Genomic DNA, 25,720 nt, shown 5'->3' with positions numbered 1-25,720 from the left:
TTCGCCCTGTGAAGATCAAACTGTGGGAGCTGGCTTGCTGTGGCGAGCAAGCTTGCTTGCGCTGGGGTGCGAAGCGCCCCCAAAAGCCGGCTCCAGCTGCGCTGTCGAACGGGAGCAAGCTCCCTCGCCACAGCAAGCCAGCTCCCACCTTGGATCTTCTGTGTTCAGGAGGGCGGTATTTGCCATAATGCCCCCGCTTTCATACTTATAGGCCCGATATGCAGGAAAACGCCCCCACCCCCGTCAAAGACGCCGCCCCCACCGGCACCCAGACCCTGCTGCGCGGCTTGGGGGTGGTGCAAGCGGTGGCGGCTGGTGCGCGGGATCTCAAGGAGATCGCCCGGCGCATCGGCACCACGCGCAGCACGACGCACCGCCTGGCCAGTTGCCTGGTGGACGAGCGTTACCTGCGTGTGGTGCCCCAGGTCGGTTATCTGCTGGGGCCCAAGCTGATCGAGTTAGGGTTCCAGGCCCGTGAAGAGTTGCCCTTGGTGAACCTGGCGGTGCCCTACCTGGATGAATTGTCGGCGCTGACCGGCGATACCATTCACCTGGCGATTCGTGAGTACGACGAGGTGCTTTACCTGCACAAGAACCCCGGCCGCAATGGGCCGGAAATGCGCTCGCGGGTCGGCCATCGCATGCCGTTGGCGCGCACCGGTATCGGCAAGGCGTTGATGCTGGATGACTCGCCGCAGGAGTGGCAGCGCTTGTACGAGGCGAGCTTGCCGACGGCGGGCAAAAGCCTGCAATGGCCGCAGCACCCGGAGCAATCCTGGGCGCAGTTCGAACAACGCATGCATGAGTATGTCGAGGGTGGCTACGCGTTTGACCTCGAAGACAACGAGCCTTCGATCCGCTGCGTGGCCGCACCGGTGCGCGATGCCAGCGGGCGCATCGTCGCCGGCATCAGCATCGCCAGTACGGTGCCCTACATGCCGCTGGAGAAAATGGCCGAGCTGATTCCTGTGATCAAACAGGTCGCAGCCCGGCTGTCAGCGGAGTTGGGCGCCAAGGCCTGATCAGGCTTTCAGGCTTGCCATGTCGATGACAAAGCGGTACTTCACATCACCGGCAATCATGCGTGCGTAAGCTTCGTTGATCTGCCGGATGTCGAGCATCTCGATGTCGCAGGTGATGTTGTGCTCGGCGCAGAAATCCAGGACTTCCTGGGTTTCGGCAATGCCGCCGATCAGCGAGCCGGCCAAGACTTTACGGCCCAGCACCAGCTTGGCGGCGTTGACGGGCGGGTCCACCGGCTCGATCAGGCCGACCAGGATATGCACGCCGTCAAAGCGCAGCACATCGAGGTAGGGGTTCAGGTCGTGCTGCACCGGGATGGTGTCGAGCAGGAAGTCGAAGTGCCCGGCAGCAGCTTTCATCTGCTCGGCATCAGTGGACACGATCACATGGTCGGCGCCCTGGCGACGGCCTTCCTCGGCCTTGCTCGCCGAACGCGTGAACAGCGTCACTTCGGCACCCATGGCTTTGGCGAACTTGATGCCCATGTGGCCCAGGCCACCCATGCCGAGGATCCCGACTTTATCGCCGGCTTTCACGCCGTAGTGCTTGAGCGGCGAGTAAGTGGTGATACCTGCACACAGGATCGGCGCAGCGCTGGCCAGGTCGAGCTTGGCCGGGATCTTCACCACGAAATGTTCGCTGACCACGATGCTGTCGGAGTAACCGCCCATGGTGTTGCTGCCATCCACGCGGTCCGGCGTGGCATAGGTCATGGTCGGGCCTTCGAGGCAGTATTGCTCAAGGTCCGATTGGCAGGCTTCGCAGTGACGGCACGAGTCCACCATGCAGCCTACGCCCACCAGGTCGCCGACTTTATGGGCAGTCACATTGGCGCCGACGGCGGTGACCTTGCCGACAATTTCGTGGCCCGGCATCAACGGGTACACGGCGATGCCCCACTCGTTGCGAGCCTGGTGGATATCGGAGTGGCACACGCCGCAGTAGAGAATCTCGATGGCCACGTCATCGACGCGCGGGCTGCGGCGTTCAAATGACATCGGGGCGAGGGGCGTGGTGGCCGACTGGGCGGCGTAACCGATGGCGGTGTACATAGTAAACCTCACAAAAGCTTGGACTGCAGAGGTGGCGAATTCTGCGCGTCGGCCTGGGGGCGCGAACATGGCAAATGCTCCGAGTCTCATGCCTATTCGTCCGGCAGTGCCTGAGGTTTGGATATATTGGCCGCCAGACCTGCGATGATGCTGTCATCTCTTATTCGCGAAGTTTTTTGCCATGCTGTTGACCCGCCATTTGGACGCCAATGCCACGCTGGTTGCCTTGATCGAAGGGCTCACGCCCCGCGACGGTTTTTCCCCGACTCACTTGCCCGGTGTGCAGGTGCTGCGCGCCAGTTGCGATGTGGCGCGTGGGCCGCAGATCTATGAGCCAAGCCTGATGTTCGTGGCCCAGGGCAGCAAAGTCGCCTACCTTGGCCCCCGCACGCTGGAGTATGGCGCCGGGCATTACCTGATCCAGGCGATGCCGGTGCCGTTCGAATGCGAGACCTTTGCCATGGCCCCCGAGGCGCCGCTGTATGGCGTGACGGTAGGCATCGACCGCGTGGTGTTGGGCGAGTTGGTGATTGCCATGGGCATGCAGGCCGGGCCACCGCCGACCGCGCAGACCTTGGAATCGATGAGTTCGGTGGTGCTGGACGATGCGATGCGCGGCTGCGTCGAGCGGTTGTTGCAGTGCCTGCACGATCCGCTGGAAAGCCGGATCATGGGCCCGGCGCGGGTGCGCGAATTGTTGTTCACCGCCTTGCGTGGGCCTCAGGCGGATGTGTTGCGTGCGCTGGTGGAACAACAGGGGCAGTTTTCGCGCATCGCCACCTCATTGAATCACCTGCATGCCCATTACGCCGAGCCGCTGAATATCGAGACGTTGGCCGGATTTGCGCACATGAGTGCCTCGACCTTTCATGAGCATTTCAAACGCTGCACCTTGTTGTCACCGGTGCAGTACCTCAAGCGCTTGCGGTTATTGAAGGCCCAGCAGTTGCTGCTGGTGGAAGGCATGAGTGTGGCGCAGGCGGCGCACAAAGTGGGGTACCAGAGTACGTCGCAGTTCAGCCGGGAGTACAAACGCTATTTCCTGCGCAACCCAGGTGAAGAGCGGGCCGCCTGACACCACGAGGTCATTGTGGGAGCTGGCTTGCCTGCGATAACGGTGGGTCAGCCATACATTTGGCACCTGAAGGCCGCCATCGCAGGCAAGCCAGCGCCCACATTTTTATCGATGTCGCCCACAAAAAAGGCTCCCATCTCGGGAGCCTTTTTGGGTTAAGCGAACGACTTACATATTCGGGTAAGTCGGCCCACCCGCACCTTCCGGTGTCACCCAGGTGATGTTCTGCGAAGGGTCCTTGATGTCACAGGTCTTGCAGTGCACGCAGTTCTGGGCGTTGATCTGGAAGCGCTTCTCGCCGTCTTCCTTGGTCACCACTTCATACACGCCAGCCGGGCAGTAGCGCTGCGCCGGTTCATCGTAGAGCGGCAGGTTGGTGCCGATCGGGATGCTTGGGTCTTTGAGCTTCAAGTGGCACGGCTGCTCTTCTTCATGGTTGGTGCCAGAGATGAACACCGAGCTCAGCTTGTCGAAGCTCAACTTGCCGTCGGGTTTGGGGTAGTCGATCTTCTGGCTGTCTTTGGCCAGCTTCAGGCAGGCGTAGTCCGGCTTGGTGTCGTGCAGGGTGAAAGGGATCTTGCCGCCGAAAATGTTCTGGTCGAGCCAGTTGAAACCGCCGCCAATGATTGCGCCGAACTTGTGCACGGCCGGGCCGAAATTGCGGCTGGCGAACAGTTCCTCATACAGCCAGCTGGCTTTGAAGCTGTCGACATACGCGGTCAGTTCGTCGCCGCCCTCGGATTCGGCAAACAGGCGGTCGGCCACGGCGTCGGCGGCGAGCATGCCGGACTTCATCGCGGTATGGCTGCCTTTGATCTTGGCGAAGTTCAGGGTGCCCAGATCGCAACCGATCAGCGCGCCACCCTTGAAGACCATCTTCGGCAGCGAATTCAGGCCACCTTTGCAGATCGCGCGGGCGCCGTAGCTGACCCGCTTGCCGCCTTCCAGGTACTGGGCCAGCACCGGGTGGTGCTTGAGGCGCTGGAACTCATCGAACGGCGACAGGAAGGTGTTGCTGTAGGACAGGTCGACGATCAGGCCGACCACCACCTGGTTGTTTTCCAGGTGATAGAGGAACGAGCCACCGGTGTTCTCGTTACCCATGATGTCCAGCGGCCAACCGGCGGTGTGCACCACCAGGCCCGGCTGGTGCTTGGCTGGGTCGATTTCCCAGATTTCCTTCAGACCGATGCCGTAGTGCTGGGCGTCGGCGTCGCTGTCCAGGTTGAAGCGCTGGATCAGTTGCTTACCGATGTGGCCACGGCAGCCTTCGGCGAACAGCGTGTACTTGCCACGCAGTTCCATGCCCGGGGTGTACAGGCCGTCTTTTGGCTTGCCTTCACGGTCAACGCCAAGGTCGCCGGTGATGATGCCGCGTACCACGCCGTTCTCGTCGAACAGCGCTTCCTGGGCGGCGAAGCCTGGGTAGATTTCCACGCCCAGGTTCTCGGCCTGCTGGGCCAGCCAGCGGCACAGGTTGCCCAGGGAAATGATGTAGTTGCCTTCGTTGTGCATGGTCTTGGGCACAAAGAAGTCGGGCACCTTGGTGGAGGCTTCCGGGCTGCGCAGTACATAGATGTCATCGCGCACCACCGGGGTGTTGAGCGGGGCGCCGAGTGCTTTCCAGTCCGGGAACAATTCATTCAGGGCACGGGGTTCAAACACGGCACCGGAGAGGATGTGGGCGCCGACTTCGGAGCCTTTCTCGACCACGCAGACGCTGATTTCCTTACCGGCTTCGGCGGCCTTCTGCTTCAGTCGGCAGGCGGCAGACAGGCCAGCCGGGCCAGCGCCGACGATGACCACGTCGAATTCCATGTATTCGCGTTCCACAGGCTATCTCCTACTCAAGGCTCAACAGGCTTTTTTTTCTAATGGGTGGAGGTTCGGTGTAGTTCTGCGCGAAGGCAGCACCCACCTGTCTCTCTAGGTGGCGCATTATATATAGACCACTGACAGCGTCCAATACAAACGTTTGTTTGAATTGCCTGCAGCCTAGATAAATCAAAGCAACGGGGCTTATGACTGACCATTTTGCCGTATTGACCAGAATAGGCGTTCCGGTCAAGATACGGTCGGTTTTGCGCTTCCCGTAGGCAGACTGCAGGTTTCAAGAGCACGTCCAAAGACAGGCTGAAGGCAATAAAGGTGATGCGCACCCAAACGTTGGGGCGCAGTTTACACGCCGCGATAAAGAATGACCTCTCAGTCACCACTGACGAACGGTCGTCATTTCCCGTGTGCAAGGCCACTGCCGAGGTCTTTGGAGGTGCCCTTGTGTGCCGATGAGCATCAACCGCCAGGTTCGCCTAGGCGACTTTCTTTTCACCGGAGAGTAACGAGGAATCCATGAAGGTTCTTGTAGCTGTCAAACGCGTTGTCGATTACAACGTGAAAGTTCGCGTCAAGGCGGACAATTCCGGCGTCGACCTTGCTAACGTCAAGATGTCGATGAACCCTTTCTGCGAAATCGCTGTGGAAGAAGCCGTACGCCTGAAAGAGAAAGGCGTGGCGACGGAAATCGTCGTGGTGTCCATCGGGCCGACCACTGCCCAAGAGCAGTTGCGTACCGCTCTGGCCCTGGGCGCCGACCGCGCCATTCTGGTGGAGTCTGCTGAAGAGCTGACCTCCCTGGCCGTTGCCAAACTGCTCAAGGCCGTTGTCGACAAGGAACAGCCTCAGCTGGTGATCCTGGGCAAACAAGCCATCGACAGCGACAACAATCAGACTGGCCAGATGCTGGCTGCACTGACCGGTTACGGCCAGGGCACCTTCGCTTCGAAAGTCGAAGTGAGCGGCGACAGCGTTGCGGTTACCCGTGAAATCGACGGCGGCGCGCAGACGGTTTCCCTGAAACTGCCGGCCATCGTCACCACCGACCTGCGTTTGAACGAGCCGCGTTATGCGTCCCTGCCAAACATCATGAAAGCCAAGAAGAAGCCTCTGGAGACGCTGACTCCGGACGCTTTGGGCGTTTCCACCGCCTCTACCAACAAGACCGTCAAAGTCGAAGCGCCGGCTGCACGCAGCGCGGGCATCAAGGTCAAGTCGGTGGCTGAACTGGTCGAGAAACTGAAAAACGAAGCGAAGGTAATCTAATCATGACTATCTTGGTAATCGCTGAACACGACAACAAGGTACTGGCCCCGGCCACCCTGAACACCGTGGCCGCTGCCGCTAAAATCGGTGGGGACATCCACGTCCTGGTAGCAGGGCAGGGCGCTGGCGCCGTGGTTGAAGCCGCTGCGAAAATCGCAGGCGTGAGCAAAGTCCTGAACGCTGACAATGCCGCTTATGCGCATCAGCTGCCGGAAAACGTTGCACCGCTGGTCGCCGAGCTTGGCGCTGGCTACAGCCACATCCTGGCCGCCGCTACCTCCAACGGCAAAAACATCCTGCCACGCGTTGCCGCGCAGCTGGACGTTGACCAGATCTCCGAGATCATCTCGGTAGAAAGCGCCGACACCTTCAAGCGCCCGATCTACGCCGGTAACGCCATCGCTACCGTGCAGTCCAACGCCTCGGTCAAGGTCATCACCGTGCGCGCCACCGGTTTCGACCCGGTTGCTGCCGAAGGTGGCTCGGCTGCCGTTGAAGCCGTCTCCGCTGCCCACGACGCTGGCACTTCCAGCTTTGTCGGCGAAGAGCTGGCCAAGTCGGACCGTCCTGAACTGACCGCTGCCAAGATCGTCGTTTCCGGCGGGCGTGGCATGCAGAACGGTGACAACTTCAAACACCTGTACGCCCTGGCCGACAAGCTGGGCGCTGCGGTCGGCGCTTCCCGCGCTGCTGTCGACGCAGGCTTTGTACCCAACGACATGCAGGTCGGCCAGACCGGCAAGATCGTTGCGCCACAGCTGTACATTGCCGTCGGTATCTCCGGCGCTATCCAGCACTTGGCCGGTATGAAAGATTCCAAGGTGATCGTTGCGATCAACAAGGACGAAGAAGCGCCGATCTTCCAGGTAGCCGATTATGGCCTGGTGGCGGACTTGTTCGAAGCCGTACCTGAATTGGAGAAGCTGGTCTAATCCAGCCACTTCACTTATAAAGAGCCCGGTCTTATGACCGGGTTTTTTTTACTGATCGGGAGAGTCTTGCCATGCAACTGCGCCCCTGGGCCTTACTGTTGGGCCTTACGCTGCTGCCGAGCCTGACGCTCGCCGCCGGCAAGTGCGAGCGCCTGGTAATCACCGGCAGCCCGGACGCACCGCCTTTGCTCTGGCGCGACCCTCAGGACCCTACGCACCTGATCGGCGCGACCGCTGACGTGCTGCAACAAGTGGGCAAGGACCTCGGGCTGAAAATCGACCTGCTCTACGGTGGCAAACGCTCCCTGGCCCTGGATGAAGCGCGTAGCGGGCGCATGGACATTCTCGCCGACGCACCGCTGAATCTGGGTGAGCTGGACCACTTCGACTACATCCATCCGGCGCTGATGCAGACCGACTACCTGGTATGGACGCGCAAGGATTCAGCCGTGGTCTATTCCACCGCCGCCGATTTGCACGGCCACAAAGGCGCAGTCTCGGAACGTGCGCGCTTGAGCGCGGAGTTCGAAACCTTCGCCAGCCAGCAACTCAACCTGCAACGCCTGCCCAATTTGACGCCGGCTTTCCAGAAACTGTTGCTCGGTGAAGTGGACTACGTGCTGGCTGGGCGCTATTCCGGCATGGCCATGGCCCAGACCCTGGGCATGAGTAATGACCTGGTGGCCCATGAGGTGCCTGTCGACCAGCCTGGCCTGTACCTGGCGGTTTCCCACAACTCGGCCTGCAATGATCCTTGGCTTCGCGGACAGCTGACGAAAAAGATGACAGAATTGCCCGCCTCCGGTGCCGCTCAAGCCGCGCTGCAGCGCAATCTGGAGCGTTGGAAAGCGCAACTGCAACAACCTGTCGGCACCCCAACAAAGTAGGGATTTACAGTGATTTTTCGAGCTCTTTTCGCGGCCCTTGCCGTTGTCGCGCTGGCGGGATGCGCAACCGATCCTGCGCCGATCGAACAAATGCGCCTGACCCAGCAAGCCTTGGAACAAGCCACCGCGGTCGGGGCCAACACCGATGAATCCCCCGAACTGAAGCTGGCCGAAGAAAAATTCGCCCGGGCCAAGGGCAACATGGCCGACCAATCCTACAAGCGAGCGCGGATGCGCGCCGAGCAGGCTGAGCTGGACGCACGCCTGGCCGAAGCCAAAGTGCTGACCGGCAAGAGCCAGGAACAATTGAACGTGCTCAATACCCGTATCACTCGCCTGCGTAAGCAACTGCAGTTGGGAGACGCACAATGAGCCCGATGATCCGTAGTTTGAGCTGTGTACTGCTGCTGGGCGGCGCGGCCTTGGGCGGCTGTGCCAGCCAACCCACGAGCGAGCAGGCGTTGCAGCAGGCCGGCGATGACTTTCAAAAGGTCAAGGAAGACGCCAACGTACTGCGCTTCGCCCCCAAGGACGTGATCCGCGCCGGCGAGTCCCTGGCCCGCGCCGATCGCCTGTCCAGCTACTGGGGCAGCGGCGCGGATGTGGTGCATTACGCTTACCTGAGCCAGCGTTACAGCGCCATCGCCCGAGAGCACACCCAGCAGGGCCTGAATGCCGAGCGCGGCACCCAACTGGAGTTGGAACGTCAGCGCCTGCAACTGGCCTTGCGCGAAAACAAGCTGGCCAGCGTGCAACAGCAGGGCAAGTGGGTTGAAGCGCAAATCGCCAGCCTCACCACCCAGACCGACCGTGGCCTGGTGATGACCCTGGGGGACGTACTGTTCGACACCGGCGAAGCTGAACTGCAGAACTCCGCCAACCGCACGGTGCTCAAGATCGTGCAATTCCTGCAACTGAACCCCAAGCGTCGGGTGCGCATCGAGGGCTACACCGACAACACCGGTGGCGAGCAGGAAAACCTGAAACTGTCCCGCGACCGTGCTCAATCGGTGGCCGATCTGTTGATGGACCTGGGTATTGATGACAAGCGCATCGAGGTCGAGGGTTATGGCGACCAATACCCGGTGGAAGCCAATGCCTCCGAGCGTGGTCGTGCACAGAATCGCCGAGTGGAAATTGTGTTCTCTGACGAGAAGGGCCAATTGGGCGCAGCACGCTAAAGTCTGACGCAGATCCAAATTGTGGGAGCGGGCTTGCCCGCGAATGCGGTGGCTCAGTACCGAATGTACTGATTGACATACCGCTTTCGCGGGCAAGCCCGCTCCCACATTTCGTTTCGGCGATGCCCACCCCAGCTCCCCCGCAGTTTTTACTGTCACTCCCGCCCGCGCTCGACTATTGTGGCAACTGTCCCCGTACACTTCTAAACTGTGCCGGTATGTTTCACACAAAAATAAAATACCCGTGAAATCGAGTGCTGCGTCATGACCAATCTGTTGCTTTACCAACGTATTGCCCAGCAACTGGCTGAGGACATCCGGCGCGGTGTCTACCAACCGGGGGAGCGCGTGCCGTCGGTGCGCAAGATGAGTTCCCAGCTCAATGTGAGCCATGCCACGGTGCTGCAGGCCTACGCCAACCTGGAAGACCAGGGGCTGATCCGGGCGCGGCCGCAGTCGGGCTATTACGTGCACCAGACGCCAGCACTCACGGCGCCTACGCCTGATATCGCACGGGTCGAGCGCCCAGGGTTGGTCACCCGTAGCAGTATCATCCAGCAGGTGCTGGTCGAGTCGCGCCGCGAAGGGGTGTTTCCCTTGGGCGCGGCGGTGCCGAGTGTCGACTACCTGCCGGTGCGGGCACTGCATCAGCAGTTGGCCAAGGTCACGCGTTTCCAGAGCCCACGGGCCTTCAGCTACATGTTCAGCCCTGGCTTTGAACCATTGCGGCGCCAGGTGGCGATCCGTATGCGCGATGCGGGCGTGGTGGTGGACCCTTCCGAAGTGGTGATCACCCACGGCTGTGTCGATGCATTGCAAATGTCGTTGCGCGTGCTGACGCGCCCTGGCGACCTGATCGCGGCTGAATCACCCACCTATTACGGCCTGCTGCAATTGGCTGATCTGCTGGGCCTCAAGGTGATCGAGATCCCCAGCGACCCCGCCACAGGCATGAGCCTGGAAGCCCTGCAACTGGCCGCCAACCAATGGTCGATCAAGGCGCTGGTGTTGACCACGCGCCTGAGTAATCCGCTGGGCGGCACCATGCCGGAGGAGCGGCAGAAACAGTTGCTGCGCCTGGCCTCGGACTTCGATATCCAGATCGTCGAAGATGACATTTACGGCGAGTTGATGTTCGAACTCGGCCGCACCAAAGCCCTCAAGGCCTACGACCGCCTCGACCGCGTAATCTATTGCTCAAGCTTTTCCAAGACCTTGTCGCCGGGCGTGCGCATTGGTTGGATGATTGCCGGCAAGTACCAGCAGGAAATCCAGCGCCTGCAGATGTTCAGCACGCATTCTGCTTGCAGCGTCACGCAGATGGGCGTCGCGGCCTATCTGGAAAACGGTGGCTACGACCGTCATTTGCGCTACATCCGCCAGGAATACCGCAAGAACCTCAGTGCCTTCCAATTGGCGGTGCAGCAGTATTTCCCCGAAGGCACCCAGATGACCCGCCCGACCGGCGGCTTTATCTTGTGGGTCAGTTTGCCGGGGCGGGTCAATACTCAGGAACTGCATGTGCGTGCCCTGCAACAAGGCATCAGCATTGCGCCAGGGCTGATTTTCAGTAATACCGAACAGTTCAACCACTGTATTCGCCTCAATTGCGGCACGCCGTGGAACCGCGAGGCGGAGAGGGCGTTGATGACCCTGGGAATGCTTGCCAGCCAGCTGTGCCAGGAGGCCGCAGCGGGTTTTTGAGGCGAGCAAAAGGGCACAAGACTGATCTGTGCCCTTGTCATGCCGCGCACAACAAGCGAGCATATGGCCTTCTGCCGTTAATGCTGTTGGCGATATGACTTCTATTTTTCGCGTTACGTTGATGCTTGGTCTGCTGAGCCTGTGCAATGCCGGGAGCGTACTGGCTGCAGCGCCGGTGGCTGAAGGCAAGCCTGCTGTCGGTGCCGAGCAAAAGACCTCAGCCAAGCAGCCAGCGCCTGCGAAAAAAGCCCCCGCCGCACAAAAGAAAGCCGCCTCGACCAAAAAGCGTGCACCCGTGGCGAGCAAGTCCAAGTCGGCCCATGAAGTCGCCCAGACCAAACTGCCACCGGCACAGTTGGACCTGTCCCTGCCTTCGGACATGGTCAGGCACTTGCAACCCATCGGTACCATGCCCAAGCCCAAGAGTGTGCCCTTGCTGCCGCCAATGTTTGGCGAAAAGCCCACCGACAACAGCGCGTTTCAGATCAACGGCCGCTTGCTCAGCAATGAGATGAAGCTGCAACTGCGTAACGAAGAGCGCCGTGATGTTGAAGGCGCTGCGCTGGATTTCGAATTCAAGCAATAAACTTTCGCACCACAGGTGACCCAGGTCGCCGACCATCTGTCGCAGACTGGTCGGTCACTTTTGTTTTGTGCGAAAAACCCCTGTTGGGCCATTTTAAAACGTCTGTTTAAGGGCGTACTCTAGCCCGGCCATCCCTATTGAGTCGTCGAGGACCTGCTGGTCATGAAATGCCGTGAAGGCTGTGGCGCATGCTGCATTGCCCCCTCCATCAGTTCACCGTTGCCGGGAATGCCCCATGGCAAGCCCGCTGGCGTTCGCTGCGTGCACTTGTCGGTGGAACAACTGTGCCAGTTGTTCGGTCAACCGCAGCGGCCAGCCGTATGCAGTGATTTCAAGCCCGATATTGAGGTGTGCGGCAATGACCAGGCCGATGCCATTCGCCTGATCGGTTGGTGGGAACAGATGACGGCGGCTTGATGGGCTTTACTATCGGAACTTCAACAATAAGGAATACAACGATGGGTTCGCTGAAACGAGTGGCTGTACTGTGCGGTTTTACGCTGTTGTTGGCGGCTACTGCCCAGGCTGAGGATTGGCAAGTCGCCAAGGACGAAGACGGTATCAAGGTCTCCCTGAGCGAGATTGCCGGTTCCAAGTACAAGGCGTATCGCGGTGTGACGGTGATCAAGGCGCCTTTGGCCAAGGTCCAGGCGCTGCAGGAAGATGTGGTCGGTGCTTGCGCATGGATCCATGAATGCAAATCCCAGCAACTCGTCGACAAGAAAGGCGACGAGGCCTGGACCTACACCCAGTTCAAGGCCCCGTTCCCCGTGACGGACCGCGACTCGTACATCCACGTCACCACCACCAAAGCCGCTGACGGCACCGTCACGCGCAAACTGGAAGGTGTGCCGACCTACAAGCCAGAAGCAAAAGGCTACGTGCGGGTTGCCCAGGTGGACGGTTTCTGGAAACTGGTGCCAAAGGGCGATAACCAGACCGAAGTCACCTACCAGGTACACACCGAGCCAGGTGGCAGTGTCCCCTCGTGGCTGGCCAACAAGTTCGTGGTGGAAGCGCCGTTCAACACTTTGAAAGCCTTGAAAGATCACGCTGAAAAATAAGTGCAGTTGATCCGGTGCCTCCGGGCTTGAGCGGAACGTTTTGCGCGCCGCCAAGGTCCAGATACTTGTAAGCCCACCTATGGGTTTTATCGAGGAGGCACCGATGCAAACGTGGCAAATTACCTTCGTTGATGATCACGGTGAAAAGTCCGTGCAGCAGTTCACCTGCGAACAAAAGCCCAGCCTCGAAGACGCTGCGCATATGATTCGTGCGAAGCTGGTGCCGATTGCTGCCGAACTCGATCTCAATGACCTGGAAGGCCGGAAACCCGAGCCGACGGTCAAGATTCTCAAAGACCAGAACAGTATCCAGATTCTCGATATTTCTCCCTCCGTCTAAACATTTTTCACACGCCACACGAGCACCTCTGGTGGAGGTGATAGCTTCGCGCTACTCTGCAATCGAGATCAGCGAATGAATCGCTAAGGTCTGGTCTTGTCAGCTACATGCTTGTTTTCCTGCGGCGTTGTTATGCCGTGGTGCCCACGCCAGCAGGGCGCGGGGCTTCAGGAAGCACGGAAAGTCTATCCATCGGTTTGAGGAGGACGTTTCATGAGCACAGCCTATCAAGAAGACATCAGCACCAACGTACTGCGCCGCATGAAAGAAGGCGGCTTTGATTTCTCGCGTTTTCACCCCATCGAGTTCTACGCCATTTTCCCGGATGAGGAACGGGCGCGCAGGGCGGCGGGTCGATTTCGTGGGGAGTCCCTCAACGCTCAGGTCAGCGCGCGCGACGATGGCGCCTGGTACCTGGAACTGAGCAAAATCATGTTCGCAACCTACGACGGCATAGGAGATTTCGAGCAAGACTTTGAAGCAGTGGTCGAGCCCCTGGGAGGGATCATTGAAGGATGGGGCGTCAAGCAGGAGGTGCGTGGGTTACCCATGTAGTTGGTATTTATGAGCACCACAGCGTATCGGCTGACCTTTGGGTCGGCCGATTTTGTTTGGACGGCGTTTTACGTGCAAAAAAAAGCCACCCGGATAGGGTGGCGGAAAGGGAAGCTCAAGGGAGTAGATCAGTACACAAGTAACACGATATCGCTTGCACAAAAGGTTTCGCTGTAGGACGTCTCCTGTTCAGCCGATGGAGGTGATTATCCGCAGCGCCAGCCGGGCAGTGAAATCAACTCTGGCTATGCTGTTGATAGTCAAAGACCGCATTGCAATGAGGCGCGCGACGTGACCCAAGCCATTGTGCGCACCAGGACGGTGCGAGGAATGCGCTTGGATTATGCAACTGGTTGATTATTAAGTGTTTATGCCGCTGGCACGGGCCTTGCGAAGGTTCTTGCGTCCGGGTGACAAGGAGTACGGCATGATCCGCACTTATTACGATGAAATGTACGATGGGGCAGGGCAGGTTCGCCCCCATTATCGCGAGTTCGCCCGTTGGCTGGCCGACACCCCTGCCGAACTGCTGGCCCAGCGCCGGCGTGAAGCCGATTTGCTGTTCCACCGCGCCGGTATCACCTTCACCCTCTACGGGGACGAACAAGGCACCGAGCGCCTGATCCCCTTCGACACCATCCCCCGCAGCATTCCAGCGAGTGAATGGCGGATTGTCGAGCGCGGCTGCATCCAGCGGGTCAAGGCGCTGAACCTGTTCCTCGCCGACCTGTACCACGATCAACGCATCATCAAGGCCGGCATCATCCCCGCCGAACAGGTACTGGCCAACGAGCAATACCAGTTGGCAATGCAGGGCCTGGATTTGCACCGCGATATCTATTCGCACATCTCCGGGGTCGACCTCGTACGCGATGGCGACGGCACGTACTACGTGCTCGAGGACAACCTGCGCACGCCCAGCGGTGTCAGCTACATGCTTGAAGACCGCAAAATGATGATGCGTCTGTTCCCCGAGCTGTTCGCGGCCCAGCGCATCGCGCCCATCGACCATTACCCCAACCTGCTGCTCGACACCCTCAAAAGCGCCAGCCCCCTGGATAACCCCAGTGTGGTGGTACTGACGCCCGGGCGTTTCAACAGCGCGTTCTTCGAACATGCCTTCCTGGCTCGGGAAATGGGTGTGGAATTGGTAGAAGGTGCGGATTTGTTCGTGCGCGATGACCGTGTGTTCATGCGCACCACCGACGGGCCCAAGGCTGTCGATGTGATCTACCGTCGCCTTGATGATGCGTTCCTTGACCCGCTGGCCTTCAACCCGGACTCCATGCTCGGTGTGCCCGGCCTGCTCGCCGCCTACCGTTGCGGCAATGTGGTGCTGGCCAACGCCATTGGCACCGGGGTTGCGGACGACAAATCTGTGTATCCGTTCGTCACCGAGATGATTCGCTTCTACCTCGACGAAGAGCCGATCCTGCAGAACGTTCCGACCTTCCAATGCCGTAAGCCTGACGAATTGTCCCACGTACTGGCCAACCTGCCCGAGCTGGTGGTCAAGGAAACCCAGGGTTCCGGTGGTTACGGCATGTTGGTTGGACCGGCGTCTACCACGGCAGAAATCGAAGCGTTCCGGGCACGTATCAAGGCCAAGCCACACGCTTATATCGCGCAGCCGACCCTGTGCTTGTCTACCTGCCCGACTTTTGTCGAGAACGGCATCGCCCCGCGCCACATAGACCTGCGCCCTTTCGTGTTGTCCGGCAAGGAGACCCGCGTGGTACCGGGTGGCCTGACCCGCGTGGCGCTGCGTGAAGGCTCGCTGGTGGTCAACTCGTCCCAGGGCGGCGGAACCAAGGACACCTGGGTGGTCGAGGGCTGATGCCATGTTGAGTAGAACTGCCTCGGATTTGTACTGGATGTCGCGCTACCTGGAGCGTGCCGAAAACCTCGCGCGCATGCTCGATGTCAGCTATTCGCTGTCGCTGATGCCTCAGGACGGGCGCGGCGATGGCCTGCACGAGTTGGCCATGCCGCTGTTGATCACCGGCACCCTGGAGGATTACCACGAGCGCCATGGTCCATTGCACGCTGAACGCTTGCTGCACTTTTTTGCCCTGGACGCGGCCAACCCGGCGAGCATCTACAGCTGTCTGGGTGCGGCGCGGGCCAGCGCTCACGCTGTACGTGGGCGAATCACCGCCGACATGTGGGAAAACATCAATGCTACTTGGCTGGACATACGCGATATCGCCCAGCAGGGCCTGAGCCATTACGGCATGAGCCGGTTTTGTGAGTGGGTCAAGGAGCGCTCCCATCTGTTTCGGGGCGCCACTTACGGCACTATCATGCGCAACGATGCCTTCCGCTTTATTCGCCTGGGCACCTTTATCGAGCGCGCCGATAACACCCTGCGCTTGCTCGATGCCCGCTACGAAATGGCCGGCGAACACGCGGCGGTGGTCAGCGATGGCACGGCCCACGCGTATTACCAATGGAGTGCGTTGCTGCGCGCACTGTCGTCATTCGAGGCGTACACCGAGATTTATCGCGATGCCCCGGGGGCTCGGCAAGTGGCTGAGCTGCTGCTGTTACGCGCGGATGTGCCGCGTTCGCTGCGCGCTTGCAGCGAAGAGATCGACCAGATCCTCGCCAGCCTGCCCGGCATCAACGGCCGCCCGGCCCAGCGCCTGGCCGCCGAGATGGATGCGCGCCTGCGCTTTACCGCCATCGACGAAATCCTCGAAGAAGGCCTGCATGCCTGGCTGACCGACTTTATCCCCTTGGTCCGCCAGTTGGGCGACGCCATCTACAGTTCCTACCTGGAGGCGGCATGAGACTCTCCATCAGCCACGACACCACCTACCACTACGAAGACCAGGTGCGCGCCAGCATCCAGTACCTGCGCCTGACGCCCCATGACAGCGAGCGCCAACACGTGCTGAGCTGGCAACTCGACCTGCCGCGCCCGGTGCGGGCTCAGGTGGACCCCTTCGGCAATATCTTGCATGTGCTCACGCTGGACGAACCCCACGACGCCATCATCATCGGCGCCCGGGGCGTGGTGGAGATCGATGAATTGCGCGAGGCCGAACACGAAAGTCAGTCTGCCTTTCCGTTCCTGCGCTCCACTCGCCTCACCGAGCCCGACGACGCCCTGCGCGGGTTTGCCGGGCAACACTGCCATCAGCGTCGTGATCGCACGGCGCTTATCGATTTGATGCACGCGCTTAACCACACCATGGTCTACACCCCCGGTGCGACCGACGTCGATACCTGCGCCGCCCAAGCCTTCGCAGGTGCCGCTGGGGTGTGCCAGGACCACACCCATGCGTTCCTGGCCTGCGCACGCAGCCTGGGGATCCCTGCGCGGTATGTGTCGGGGTATCTGTATACCGAAGACAGCACGCACCTGGCCAGCCATGCCTGGGCCGAAGCCTGGCTGGATGACGCCTGGTACAGCTTTGACGTGACCAACCAACTGGCGCGGCCGGAGCGGCACTTGAAGCTGGCCGTGGGCCTGGACTACCTCGACGCCTGCCCGGTCCGGGGGATGCGCCGTGGCGGTGGGCATGAGCAGATGCATGCCAAGGTATTCGTGGCGCCGCAGCAATGATCGCCCCCGCGCTCTGCGTTGCTTGATCGTTCCCACGCTCTGCGTGGGAATGCAGCCGAGGACGCTCCGCGTCCCAAAGCGTGACGCAGAGCATCACAAGAGGCGTTCCCACGCGGAGCGTGGGAACGATCGATACAGCGCAGGCTCAAGGTTGCTGTTTGCGGCCCGCCATATGCCGCAAATACCCCACCAGCAAGTCCAACTCATTGTCTGGCAATACACTCGCTGTAAACGCCGGCATCTTCGCCTGTGGCCACTGCCTCAGGCTTTGCGGGTCGCGGATGTAACGTTTGAGGAAATCCCCGCTGAAATACTCGGTGGGGTTGTAGGGCACATTCAGGTCCGGGCCCATCTGGGCATCACCGCCGCCATTGAGGCGATGGCACGCCAGGCAGTTCTTCTGGAACAACGCAAAGCCCTGGTTGATCGGGTCGTTCGCCGCCAGCTTCGGGTCGGGCAATAACGCCGGGAAACGCTCGCCAACCGTCTGCAACTGCTTGAGTTTCGATACCTGGAACGGCCACTGTTCGGGGCTGATATGCCCGGCTTGAGGGTTGGTCCAGACCAGATAGAACGGCCCGGCGCTGGGCTTGCCCTGCGCCAGCGGTGGCCATGGATGGGCCGGGTCTTCCACGGCCAGCCAGGCGCGGGCGCCGTTTTTTTCCAGTAACGGCGCGGCGGCAAGTTCGGCGGCAAAACCATCAAGGGCAACGGCTTGCAGGTGGTTCGCAGATTTAAGGCCCGGTAAGAGCACCGCCAGGGGCACCGCACGATAGGTCATAGTGCGCTTGTAGGACACATCATCGACGATCTGCACCGTCTGAGCGTCGGGGTGCTTGAGCAACTCGGCGGTCTGCCAGGTCTTTTGGCTGTGGTCCAACTCGATGGTCAACTGTGCCGCCGCCGCGGGCAGGCTCAGCAGCAGGGCAAAAAGGGCGAGGATCGGTTTCAAGGCACAGGCCCGTTGCGAGAGTGAGGGCGCACACGATAACGGAAAACGGCAGGTAAAAAGACAGCCCCTGCAACAGGAGCGCTAAGCGCAATGTCCTGGCAGGTGCTGCCAAAAACTGCAGGCCTGGTGCGGTGTGTGCACGCAAGCGGGGAGTGTCACCCAATAACCTTGGTTAAATTGGGCAAGATCAGAATCAAGGTGGTGGCGAACAGAATAAGTCCCGCCTGACGTACTTTCGATTGTTTGAACATGGCTGACTGCCTTTTCTTTTGTTGTTATTCCTGAGCGTCAAATGCGTGCTGGTTTATTTCAGTATCGCGAGGTGACGTTGCACTTTTCTTACAACTGTTCCAGCAAAACCCGGCAACAGCGTCTTACAGATTCAACCTTAGAGCGCCCGTTCTTTCTGGCTTAGACTCATTTCATATCAGCTAAGAAGTATTTGCGCTAAAAACGGCATGAGGCTTATTGCCATCTTGGCGCCAGCCCTAGGGCTAGACAGCTAAAACGATTAATCAGGCATTTCCCGTAGGAACCTACCGTTCGTCCGAGCGAGGGGGTCAAAAGCAATGAGCGCATCCGTCATTGAAACCGTGTCAATCGGGCCTAAGGTAGGAGCACACACCCACAGCGGTTCGAGGATGTCATGACCCAAGCTTTGATTTTTGATGCGATACGCACGCCCCGGGCTAAGGGCAAGGCCGACGGTGCCCTGCACAGCGTCAAGCCGGTAAACCTGGTGGCTGGCTTGCTCACGGCGCTGGCGCAGCGCAGCGACCTCGACACCCGCCAAGTGGATGACATCGTCCTGGGCTGCGTCACGCCCGTTGGCGACCAGGGCGCCGATATCGCCAAGACCGCCGCGCTGGTGGCCGACTGGGATGTCAGTGTGGCCGGTGTGCAGGTCAATCGCTTCTGCGCGTCGGGCCTGGAAGCGGTGAACCTGGGGGCGATGAAAGTGCGTTCCGGCTTCGAAGACCTGGTGGTTGTTGGCGGCGTCGAGTCCATGTCCCGCGTGCCCATGGGCAGCGATGGCGGCGCCTGGGTACTCGACCCGCAAACCAATATGCACAGCCACTTCACGCCCCAAGGCATTGGCGCCGACCTGATTGCCACCCTGGAAGGCTTCACGCGCCAGGATGTCGACGCCTTTGCCCTACAGTCCCAGCAGAAAGCAGCCAGGGCGCGGGCAGACGGTTCCTTCAATAAGTCGCTAATCGCGGTGCACGACCAGAACGGCATCGTGCTGCTGGACCATGACGAATTTATCCGCGGCGACTCAACCCTCGAGGGCTTGGGCAAGCTCAAGCCGAGCTTCGAAATGATGGGCCAGATGGGTTTCGACGCCACCGCGTTGCGGGTCTACAGCCACGTGGAGCGCATCCACCATGTGCACACGCCGGGCAACAGTTCCGGCATTGTGGATGGCGCCGCGTTGATGCTGATCGGTTCCGAGGCCAAAGGCCGTGAACTGGGCCTGCAACCGCGGGCGCGTATTGTCGCCACGGCGGTGACCAGTACCGACCCGACCATCATGCTCACCGGCCCCGCGCCGGCCACTCGCAAGGCGCTGGCCAAGGCCGGCCTGCGGGTCGAGGACATCGACCTGTTCGAAGTCAACGAAGCCTTCGCTTCGGTCGTGCTCAAGTTCATCAAGGACATGGGCATCGACGCCGCACGGGTCAATGTCAACGGCGGCTCCATCGCCATGGGCCACCCCTTGGGCGCCACCGGCTGCGCGATTCTCGGCACCTTGCTCGACGAGCTGGAGGCGCGCCAGCAACGCTACGGCCTGGCCACTTTATGCGTCGGCGGTGGCATGGGTATCGCCACCATCATCGAACGTCTCTGAGCCTAAGGAATTTGTCATGACCGATGCCATTCGTTACGAAAAAGGCCAGGACCAGATCGTGGTGCTGACCCTCGACATGCCCGGCCAGAGCGCCAACACCATGAACGCCGCCTACCGTGAAGCCATGGCGGCCACCCTCACGCGCCTGGAAGCTGAAAAGGACGAGATCGCCGGGGTGGTGATCACCTCGGCCAAGAAGACCTTTTTTGCCGGGGGCGACCTCAATGAGCTGATCAAGGTCGATAAAGCCCACGCCAAGGCGTTCTACGACAGTGTCTTGGTATTGAAAGCGCAATTACGCCGCCTGGAAACCCTCGGCAAACCGGTGGTGGCCGCGATCAATGGCGCGGCCCTGGGCGGCGGTTGGGAAATTTGCCTGGCCTGCCATCACCGGGTCGCGCTGGACGACAAGTCCGTGCAACTGGGCTTGCCGGAAGTCACCCTTGGCCTGTTGCCAGGGGGCGGCGGCGTGGTGCGCATGGTGCGCATGCTCGGCCTGGAAAAAGCCTTGCCGTATTTGCTCGAAGGCAAAAAGGTGCGGCCCGCCCAGGCCCTGCAAGCGGGCCTGATTGATGAGTTGGCGGCAGATCGCGAGGCATTGCTGGCACAGGCCCGTGCCTGGGTTCTGGCTAATCCCGACGTTAGGCAACCCTGGGACAACAAGGGCTACGCGATTCCCGGCGGCACGCCGTCCCACCCTAAAGTCGCGCAAATGCTCGCCATTGCCCCATCGATTTTGCGTAGCAAGACCCAAGGCTGCTTCCCTGCGCCGGAGAAAATCCTCTGTGCGGCGGTCGAGGGCGCCCAGGTGGACTTCGACACCGCGCACCTGATCGAAACCCGCTACTTCACCGAACTGGTGACCGGGCAAGTGGCAAAAAACATGATCGGCACCTTCTGGTTCCAGCTCAACCAAATCAACGCCGGCAGCTCGCGCCCGCAGGGCTTCGCGCCTTATGTAACGCGCAAAGTCGGTGTGCTCGGCGCCGGGATGATGGGCGCGGGCATCGCCTATGTCAGTGCCTGTGCGGGTATCGAGGTGGTGCTCAAAGACATCACCCTGGCCGCCGCTGAAAAAGGCAAAGCCCATTCGGCCGCATTGCTGGACAAGAAAGTCAGCCGTGGGCAATTGACCGCCGAACAGCGCGAAACCACCCTGGCGCGCATTCATCCTACTCAGGATGACGCCGGCCTGGCCGGCTGCGACCTGATCATCGAGGCCGTATTCGAAGACCGCGCACTCAAGGCCAAGGTCTCGGCCGCGGCGCAAAGTGTGGTGGGGGCCGACGCGGTGATCGCCTCCAACACCTCCACCTTGCCCATCGGCGGCCTGGCCACGGCGGTGCCCGATCAAGCCAAGTTCATCGGCTTGCACTTCTTCAGCCCCGTGGACAAGATGCCCCTGGTGGAAATCATCAAAGGGGCGCGCACCAGCGACGAAACCCTGGCCCGAGGGTTTGACTTCGTACTGCAAATCAAGAAAACCCCGATTGTGGTCAACGACAGTCGCGGCTTTTTCACCTCGCGGGTATTCGGCACCTTTACCAACGAAGGCATCGCCATGCTCGGCGAAGGCGTGGCCGCGCCGATGATCGAGACCGAAGCGCGCAAGGCCGGCATGCCGGTGGGGCCGTTGGCGGTGTCCGATGAAGTGTCCCTCAGCCTGATGAGCCATATCCGACAGCAAACGGCCAAGGACCTGCAGGCCGAAGGCAAGGCCATGCCGAACCATCCGGCGACGGCGGTGATTGATCTGTTGGTGAACGAATACAAGCGCACGGGCAAGGCGGCCGGCGGTGGTTTTTACGACTATCCCGCTGGAGGCCAGAAGCACCTGTGGCCTGAGCTGAAAACCCGGTTTGAACAGCCCGACGAGCAAATCTCACCCCAGGACGTGCGCGACCGCTTGTTGTTTATCCAAGCCATCGAAACCGTGCGCTGTGTGGAGGAGGGCGTGTTGATGTCCACGGCGGATGCCAACGTTGGTTCAATCTTCGGCATCGGCTTTGCCGCGTGGAGTGGCGGCGCGTTGCAGTTTATCAACCAGTACGGGCTGAACGACTTCATCGCCCGCGCCCGCTACCTGGCAGAGCAGTATGGGGAGCGCTTCTCGCCGCCGGCGTTGTTGTTGGAGAAAGCCGCGCAGGGTGAAGTGTTCCGGTAATCAAAATGTAGGAGGGGAGAGCTTGCTTTGAAGGTGTATTTCAAGGCAGGCTCTGGGGTGTGCAATATTCCCATCGCCGTGTCAGGTATTTTTTATGTCGCTACGCGTCTGCATCCTGGAAACCGATATTCTGCGCCCCGCTTTGATCGATGAGTACCAAGGCTATGGGCAGATGTTCAAGCGCCTGTTCGCCAAGCAACCGATTGCCGCCGAGTTTGTGGTCTACAACGTGGTGCAGGGCGAGTACCCACCGGATGACGAAGTGTTTGACGCGTACCTGATCACCGGCAGCAAGGCCGATTCCTTCGGTACCGACCCTTGGATCCAGACGCTCAAGACCTACCTGCTCACGCGTTATGAGCGCGGCGACAAGCTGCTGGGCGTGTGCTTCGGCCATCAGTTGCTCGCGCTGCTCTTGGGCGGCAAGGCCGAACGTGCCAGCCAGGGCTGGGGCATGGGCACCCACGCTTACAAGCTGGATGCCAAGACGCCATGGATGAGCCCCGAGGTGCCGCAGCTGACGCTATTGATCAGCCACCAGGACCAAGTCACCACCTTGCCAGAAAACGCCACCGTGATCGCCTCGAGCGAATTCTGCCCGTTTGCCGCGTATCACATTGGCGACCAAGTGCTGTGCTTCCAGGGCCATCCGGAGTTTGTTCACGACTATTCCCGTGAGTTGCTGGAAATACTTCAGACAACCCTGGGTGAAAAGGTCTACAGCAACGGCGTGGCCAGCCTGGAGCGCGACCACCACGGCGTGACCGTGGCGGAGTGGATGATGCGCTTTGTGGCGCACCAGCCTGAAGCCAAGGCTTAAAGCCAGCCCGAACGCTTGAAGCTGGCCCATAAACCGGTACAGCCCAAGGTAATAAAACCGAGCACCGCAAAATAGCCGTAGTGCCATTGCAGCTCGGGCATGTTCTGGAAGTTCATCCCGTAAATCCCCGCCACCGCCGTGGGGAACGCCAGGATCGCCGCCCACGCGGCGAACTTGCGCTGCACCACGCTCTGGCGCGACGCCTCCAGCAACACACCGATCTCGATGGTCTGGCTGGCAATGTCGCGCAGGGTGGTGAGGTCTTCCATTTGCCGCGTCACGTGGATTTGCACATCACGGAAATACGGGCGCATGTTCTTGTCGATAAACGGGAAGCTCAGCTTCTGCAACTCCTGGCTGATCTCCACCATTGGCGCCACGTGCCGCTTGAGCCGTAACACATCGCGGCGCAGGCCGTGGAGGTGCTGGATATCGCGCTCGTTGAGCGAACTGCACAGCACGTTACGCTCCAACTCATCAATCTCGGCGTGGATCGCCTCGCTCACCGGCTGGTAGTTTTCAGTGACAAAATCCAGCAACGCATAGAGTACGAAATCTTCCCCATGCTCCAGCAACAACGGGCGCGCCTCACAGCGTTGGCGCACAAAGCCGTAGGACGCCGAGTGACCGTTGCGTGCGGTTATGATGTAGCCGTTGCCGGCAAAAATATGGGTTTCGATAAACTCCAGCTTGCCGTTCTCGCGCACCGGTGAGTAGGTGACGATAAACAGCGCGTCGCCGAAGGTTTCCAGCTTTGGGCGGCTGTGTTTTTCCATCGCGTCTTCAATCGCCAGCTCGTGCAGGTTGAACTGGCGTTGCAGGTTGTTCAATTCCTGGGCGCTGGGTTCTTCCAGGCCGATCCACACAAAGTGCCCAGGTTTGGCGGCCCAGGCCGCGCCTTCATCGAGAGTGATATCCGAGACTTTCTTACCGGCGCTATAGACGGCAGCCGCAACAACTCTACCCATGGTGCTGATCACTTCTTATCAAGAGGACAGATGTTGGGCAGCTTAGCCTGAATGGCGTTCCGTTGTTGCTGGCTGATATCACTGATCGTTCCCACGCTCTGCGTGGGAATGCCGCCCGTGACGCTCCGCGTCACCCTAAGCGGGCGCCTACGCGCGTTGCAGTTCGCGGTCCATCTGTGCGATGCACTCATCCATCTGCGTCTGACACGTCAGCAGCAACTGAGGGATGTCATCCACCGTCAAGCCACAGGTAGGAATCGGCGGCAACGAGCGTATCAGCACACTGCCACTGTCCCAACGATTGAGCTTCATCTGCGTCACGTAATTGCTGACGCACACCTGTACGATAGGCACACCGGCCGCAATCGCCATATGGAACGCGCCTTTCTTGAACGGCAACAACCCTTTGCCCAGGTTGCGCGTACCTTCCGGGAACACCCAGATTGACGTGTCCTCATGCTGCAAGGTATGCGTGGTGGTCAGCATCGCACGCCGCGCCTTGTGTGCATTGCCACGGTCAATCAGCACATTGCCCGCCAGCCAGAACAGCTGGCCGAACAGCGGTACCCATTTCAGGCTTTTCTTGGCGATGCAGACCGTGCGGTGCGGCACTACATTGCCGAGCACAAACAGATCGTAGTTGGACTGATGGTTAGCGATTACCACGCAGGTACCGGGCTTGTTGCGCAGCGAGTCGACGTCGGCCTTCACGTTCAAGCCCAGGATCCGCATGGCCGGCAACGCATAGAGGCGAGCGCAGAGACGGCTGTTGTCCGGGTTGAACGGCCTGCACACACCGACCAGCACACCCAGCACGCCAGCGATCATAAAATGCAGGCTCATCAACAACATACGCAACAGAAAAAGCATCGACACGGCCCATCGGGACAAAAGGTGGCGCAGTGTACGGATGTGCACTGTATTCGGCAATTGCCCCTACAGACGTAGGAGATAGCCGATGTTTAAGCGCATGTTTCCACATGGGCCGATAACGGCTAGCTAGAGCGGCTACGGACGTTTCACACTTATAGGTAAGAAAAAGCCCGACTCAAGGTCGGGCTCAGGCACAGCAGGGGTAGGGCTTAGCTCAGGCTATGGCCCTGATCCTGGATGATTGCATCGTCCAGGGCTTCGAGCAGTGCACGGCGCACTTTCAACTTGGTGTGCTTGTGCGCGTTCATATTGATCTTCTTCAGCTGCCGCGCCGCTTCCAGTGCAGCCGCTTGCAGTTCTTCCGGTGCCACCACCTTGTCGAGGAAACCTGCGTGCAGGGCGCCTTGCGGATCAAACATCTCGGCATTGATCACCGAACGCTGAAACGCCGACTTACGCAGGCGATCCCGCGCCAACTCGATACCGGCATGGTGCATGGTCATGCCAATCGCCACTTCATTCAGACCAATGCTGAACGGGCCTTCGACGCCAATCCGATAATCGGCCGACAACAACAGGAACGCGCCTTTGGCCACCGCATGGCCAGGGCAAGCCACGATCACCGGGAACGGATGCGCCAACATCCGCCGCGCCAGGGTCGAACCCGAGGTCACCAGGCTGATTGCCTCTTTAGGGCCGGCGGTCATCACCTTCAAATCATAACCACCCGACAAAATCCCCGGCGTGCCCGTGATGATCACCACCGCCCGATCCTTCTCGGCCTGATCCAGCGCCGCATTAAACTCACTGACCACCGCCGGAGAAATGGCATTCACCTTGCCGTTGCTCAGGGTCAGGGTCGCGATACCGTCTTCGAAGTGGTAGGCAATCAACTCACTCATGACGCGGTTCCTTGTAGGGCTTGTTATAGAGGTAGATGCGCAGACGTTACTCACCACGCCCGCGCGGGTAAAGCGCCGTGACTGACTACCCAGTCAGGCTTTTGCCCCATCCCCAAGGGT

25 protein-coding genes are annotated in these 25,720 nt (G+C 60.1%); 19 read left to right on the top strand and 6 right to left on the bottom strand.

Going from position 1 to position 25,720, the window contains the following annotated elements; genetic code table 11:
- Positions 1-218: 218 nt before the first annotated feature.
- Positions 219-1,022, top strand: coding sequence for an IclR family transcriptional regulator (locus GH769_RS17835; protein ID WP_014719541.1), 804 nt, complete (start codon positions 219-221; stop codon positions 1,020-1,022).
- On the opposite strand, the gene GH769_RS17830 is transcribed toward GH769_RS17835, so the two are convergent.
- A complete protein-coding gene (locus GH769_RS17830) occupies positions 1,023-2,075 on the bottom strand; it encodes an NAD(P)-dependent alcohol dehydrogenase (RefSeq protein WP_014719540.1) in 1,053 nt (350 codons plus the stop codon).
- Between the two features lie 181 nt (positions 2,076-2,256).
- On the opposite strand from GH769_RS17830, the gene GH769_RS17825 reads away from it, so the two are divergent.
- Positions 2,257-3,150: an AraC family transcriptional regulator gene (locus tag GH769_RS17825; protein WP_003193483.1), complete on the top strand. Its 894-nt coding sequence runs from the start codon at positions 2,257-2,259 to the stop codon at positions 3,148-3,150.
- A 168-nt stretch (positions 3,151-3,318) separates the two neighbouring features.
- Here GH769_RS17825 and GH769_RS17820 read toward each other — a convergent pair whose 3' ends face one another.
- Positions 3,319-4,983, bottom strand: coding sequence for an electron transfer flavoprotein-ubiquinone oxidoreductase (locus tag GH769_RS17820; protein WP_020301874.1), 1,665 nt, complete (start codon positions 4,981-4,983; stop codon positions 3,319-3,321).
- A gap of 516 nt (positions 4,984-5,499) precedes the next feature.
- Here GH769_RS17820 and GH769_RS17815 point away from each other — a divergent pair.
- From GH769_RS17815 to GH769_RS17750, 14 genes are all read left to right on the top strand, one after another.
- Complete coding sequence (locus GH769_RS17815; protein ID WP_014719538.1) at positions 5,500-6,249, top strand: electron transfer flavoprotein subunit beta/FixA family protein; 750 nt, start codon at positions 5,500-5,502, stop codon at positions 6,247-6,249.
- Between the two features lie 2 nt (positions 6,250-6,251).
- Positions 6,252-7,181 carry an electron transfer flavoprotein subunit alpha/FixB family protein gene (locus tag GH769_RS17810; protein WP_014719537.1) on the top strand — a complete coding sequence of 310 codons (930 nt, stop codon included), beginning with the start codon at positions 6,252-6,254 and terminating at the stop codon, positions 7,179-7,181.
- 71 nt (positions 7,182-7,252) lie between these two features.
- The gene (locus tag GH769_RS17805; protein ID WP_073454564.1) at positions 7,253-8,068 is read left to right on the top strand and encodes an ABC transporter substrate-binding protein; all 816 of its coding nucleotides are present in this window, start codon (positions 7,253-7,255) and stop codon (positions 8,066-8,068) included.
- 9 nt (positions 8,069-8,077) lie between these two features.
- Positions 8,078-8,440 (top strand): DUF4398 domain-containing protein, encoded by a 363-nt coding sequence (locus tag GH769_RS17800; protein ID WP_014719535.1) that lies wholly within the window; start codon positions 8,078-8,080, stop codon positions 8,438-8,440.
- Positions 8,437-9,249, top strand: coding sequence for an OmpA family protein (locus GH769_RS17795; protein WP_019820595.1), 813 nt, complete (start codon positions 8,437-8,439; stop codon positions 9,247-9,249). Before GH769_RS17800 ends, GH769_RS17795 begins: the two co-directional genes overlap by 4 nt.
- A gap of 264 nt (positions 9,250-9,513) precedes the next feature.
- Positions 9,514-10,953, top strand: coding sequence for a PLP-dependent aminotransferase family protein (locus GH769_RS17790; protein ID WP_003193472.1), 1,440 nt, complete (start codon positions 9,514-9,516; stop codon positions 10,951-10,953).
- A 94-nt stretch (positions 10,954-11,047) separates the two neighbouring features.
- The gene (locus GH769_RS17785) at positions 11,048-11,539 is read left to right on the top strand and encodes a hypothetical protein (protein WP_014719533.1); all 492 of its coding nucleotides are present in this window, start codon (positions 11,048-11,050) and stop codon (positions 11,537-11,539) included.
- 162 nt (positions 11,540-11,701) lie between these two features.
- Positions 11,702-11,956 carry a YkgJ family cysteine cluster protein gene (locus GH769_RS17780; RefSeq protein WP_014719532.1) on the top strand — a complete coding sequence of 85 codons (255 nt, stop codon included), beginning with the start codon at positions 11,702-11,704 and terminating at the stop codon, positions 11,954-11,956.
- Between the two features lie 41 nt (positions 11,957-11,997).
- Positions 11,998-12,603 (top strand): START domain-containing protein, encoded by a 606-nt coding sequence (locus GH769_RS17775; RefSeq protein WP_020302604.1) that lies wholly within the window; start codon positions 11,998-12,000, stop codon positions 12,601-12,603.
- A 103-nt stretch (positions 12,604-12,706) separates the two neighbouring features.
- On the top strand, positions 12,707-12,943 hold the full coding sequence (locus GH769_RS17770) for a hypothetical protein (RefSeq protein WP_014719530.1): 237 nt from the start codon (positions 12,707-12,709) through the stop codon (positions 12,941-12,943).
- Between the two features lie 213 nt (positions 12,944-13,156).
- Complete coding sequence (locus tag GH769_RS17765; RefSeq protein ID WP_003193463.1) at positions 13,157-13,498, top strand: ribonuclease E inhibitor RraB; 342 nt, start codon at positions 13,157-13,159, stop codon at positions 13,496-13,498.
- A gap of 427 nt (positions 13,499-13,925) precedes the next feature.
- On the top strand, positions 13,926-15,335 hold the full coding sequence (locus GH769_RS17760) for a circularly permuted type 2 ATP-grasp protein (RefSeq protein ID WP_019820591.1): 1,410 nt from the start codon (positions 13,926-13,928) through the stop codon (positions 15,333-15,335).
- A 4-nt stretch (positions 15,336-15,339) separates the two neighbouring features.
- On the top strand, positions 15,340-16,290 hold the full coding sequence (locus GH769_RS17755) for an alpha-E domain-containing protein (RefSeq protein ID WP_019820590.1): 951 nt from the start codon (positions 15,340-15,342) through the stop codon (positions 16,288-16,290).
- Complete coding sequence (locus GH769_RS17750) at positions 16,287-17,069, top strand: transglutaminase family protein (protein WP_032901589.1); 783 nt, start codon at positions 16,287-16,289, stop codon at positions 17,067-17,069. The genes GH769_RS17755 and GH769_RS17750 overlap by 4 nt, the downstream gene beginning before the upstream one ends.
- Positions 17,070-17,214: 145 nt before the next feature.
- Here the strand turns inward: GH769_RS17750 and GH769_RS17745 are convergent, their stop codons facing one another.
- Complete coding sequence (locus tag GH769_RS17745; RefSeq protein WP_032874164.1) at positions 17,215-18,021, bottom strand: cytochrome c; 807 nt, start codon at positions 18,019-18,021, stop codon at positions 17,215-17,217.
- Positions 18,022-18,667: 646 nt separating this feature from the next.
- Between GH769_RS17745 and GH769_RS17740 the strand changes: the two genes are divergently transcribed.
- The 3 genes from GH769_RS17740 (at position 18,668) to GH769_RS17730 (ending at position 22,857) form a co-directional block, all read left to right on the top strand.
- Positions 18,668-19,873, top strand: coding sequence for an acetyl-CoA C-acetyltransferase (locus GH769_RS17740; protein WP_032901590.1), 1,206 nt, complete (start codon positions 18,668-18,670; stop codon positions 19,871-19,873).
- 16 nt (positions 19,874-19,889) lie between these two features.
- Positions 19,890-22,037 (top strand): 3-hydroxyacyl-CoA dehydrogenase NAD-binding domain-containing protein, encoded by a 2,148-nt coding sequence (locus GH769_RS17735; protein WP_032901592.1) that lies wholly within the window; start codon positions 19,890-19,892, stop codon positions 22,035-22,037.
- Between the two features lie 94 nt (positions 22,038-22,131).
- Positions 22,132-22,857 carry an amidotransferase gene (locus tag GH769_RS17730; RefSeq protein WP_032901593.1) on the top strand — a complete coding sequence of 242 codons (726 nt, stop codon included), beginning with the start codon at positions 22,132-22,134 and terminating at the stop codon, positions 22,855-22,857.
- Here GH769_RS17730 and GH769_RS17725 read toward each other — a convergent pair.
- The 3 genes from GH769_RS17725 to GH769_RS17715 form a co-directional block, all read right to left on the bottom strand.
- Positions 22,854-23,825 (bottom strand): magnesium and cobalt transport protein CorA, encoded by a 972-nt coding sequence (locus GH769_RS17725; protein WP_003193449.1) that lies wholly within the window; start codon positions 23,823-23,825, stop codon positions 22,854-22,856. The two genes, GH769_RS17730 and GH769_RS17725, sit on opposite strands and share 4 nt — an antisense overlap.
- A 147-nt stretch (positions 23,826-23,972) precedes the next feature.
- On the bottom strand, positions 23,973-24,695 hold the full coding sequence (locus GH769_RS17720) for a 1-acylglycerol-3-phosphate O-acyltransferase (protein ID WP_032901594.1): 723 nt from the start codon (positions 24,693-24,695) through the stop codon (positions 23,973-23,975).
- Between the two features lie 212 nt (positions 24,696-24,907).
- Complete coding sequence (locus GH769_RS17715; protein WP_003193445.1) at positions 24,908-25,600, bottom strand: crotonase/enoyl-CoA hydratase family protein; 693 nt, start codon at positions 25,598-25,600, stop codon at positions 24,908-24,910.
- Between the last annotated feature and the right edge of the window lie 120 nt (positions 25,601-25,720).

The sequence above is a fragment of the Pseudomonas sp. CFSAN084952 genome (assembly GCF_009648855.1).
Lineage (GTDB): Bacteria > Pseudomonadota > Gammaproteobacteria > Pseudomonadales > Pseudomonadaceae > Aquipseudomonas > Aquipseudomonas paracarnis.
This window is presented reverse-complemented; position numbering and strand designations above follow the sequence as displayed.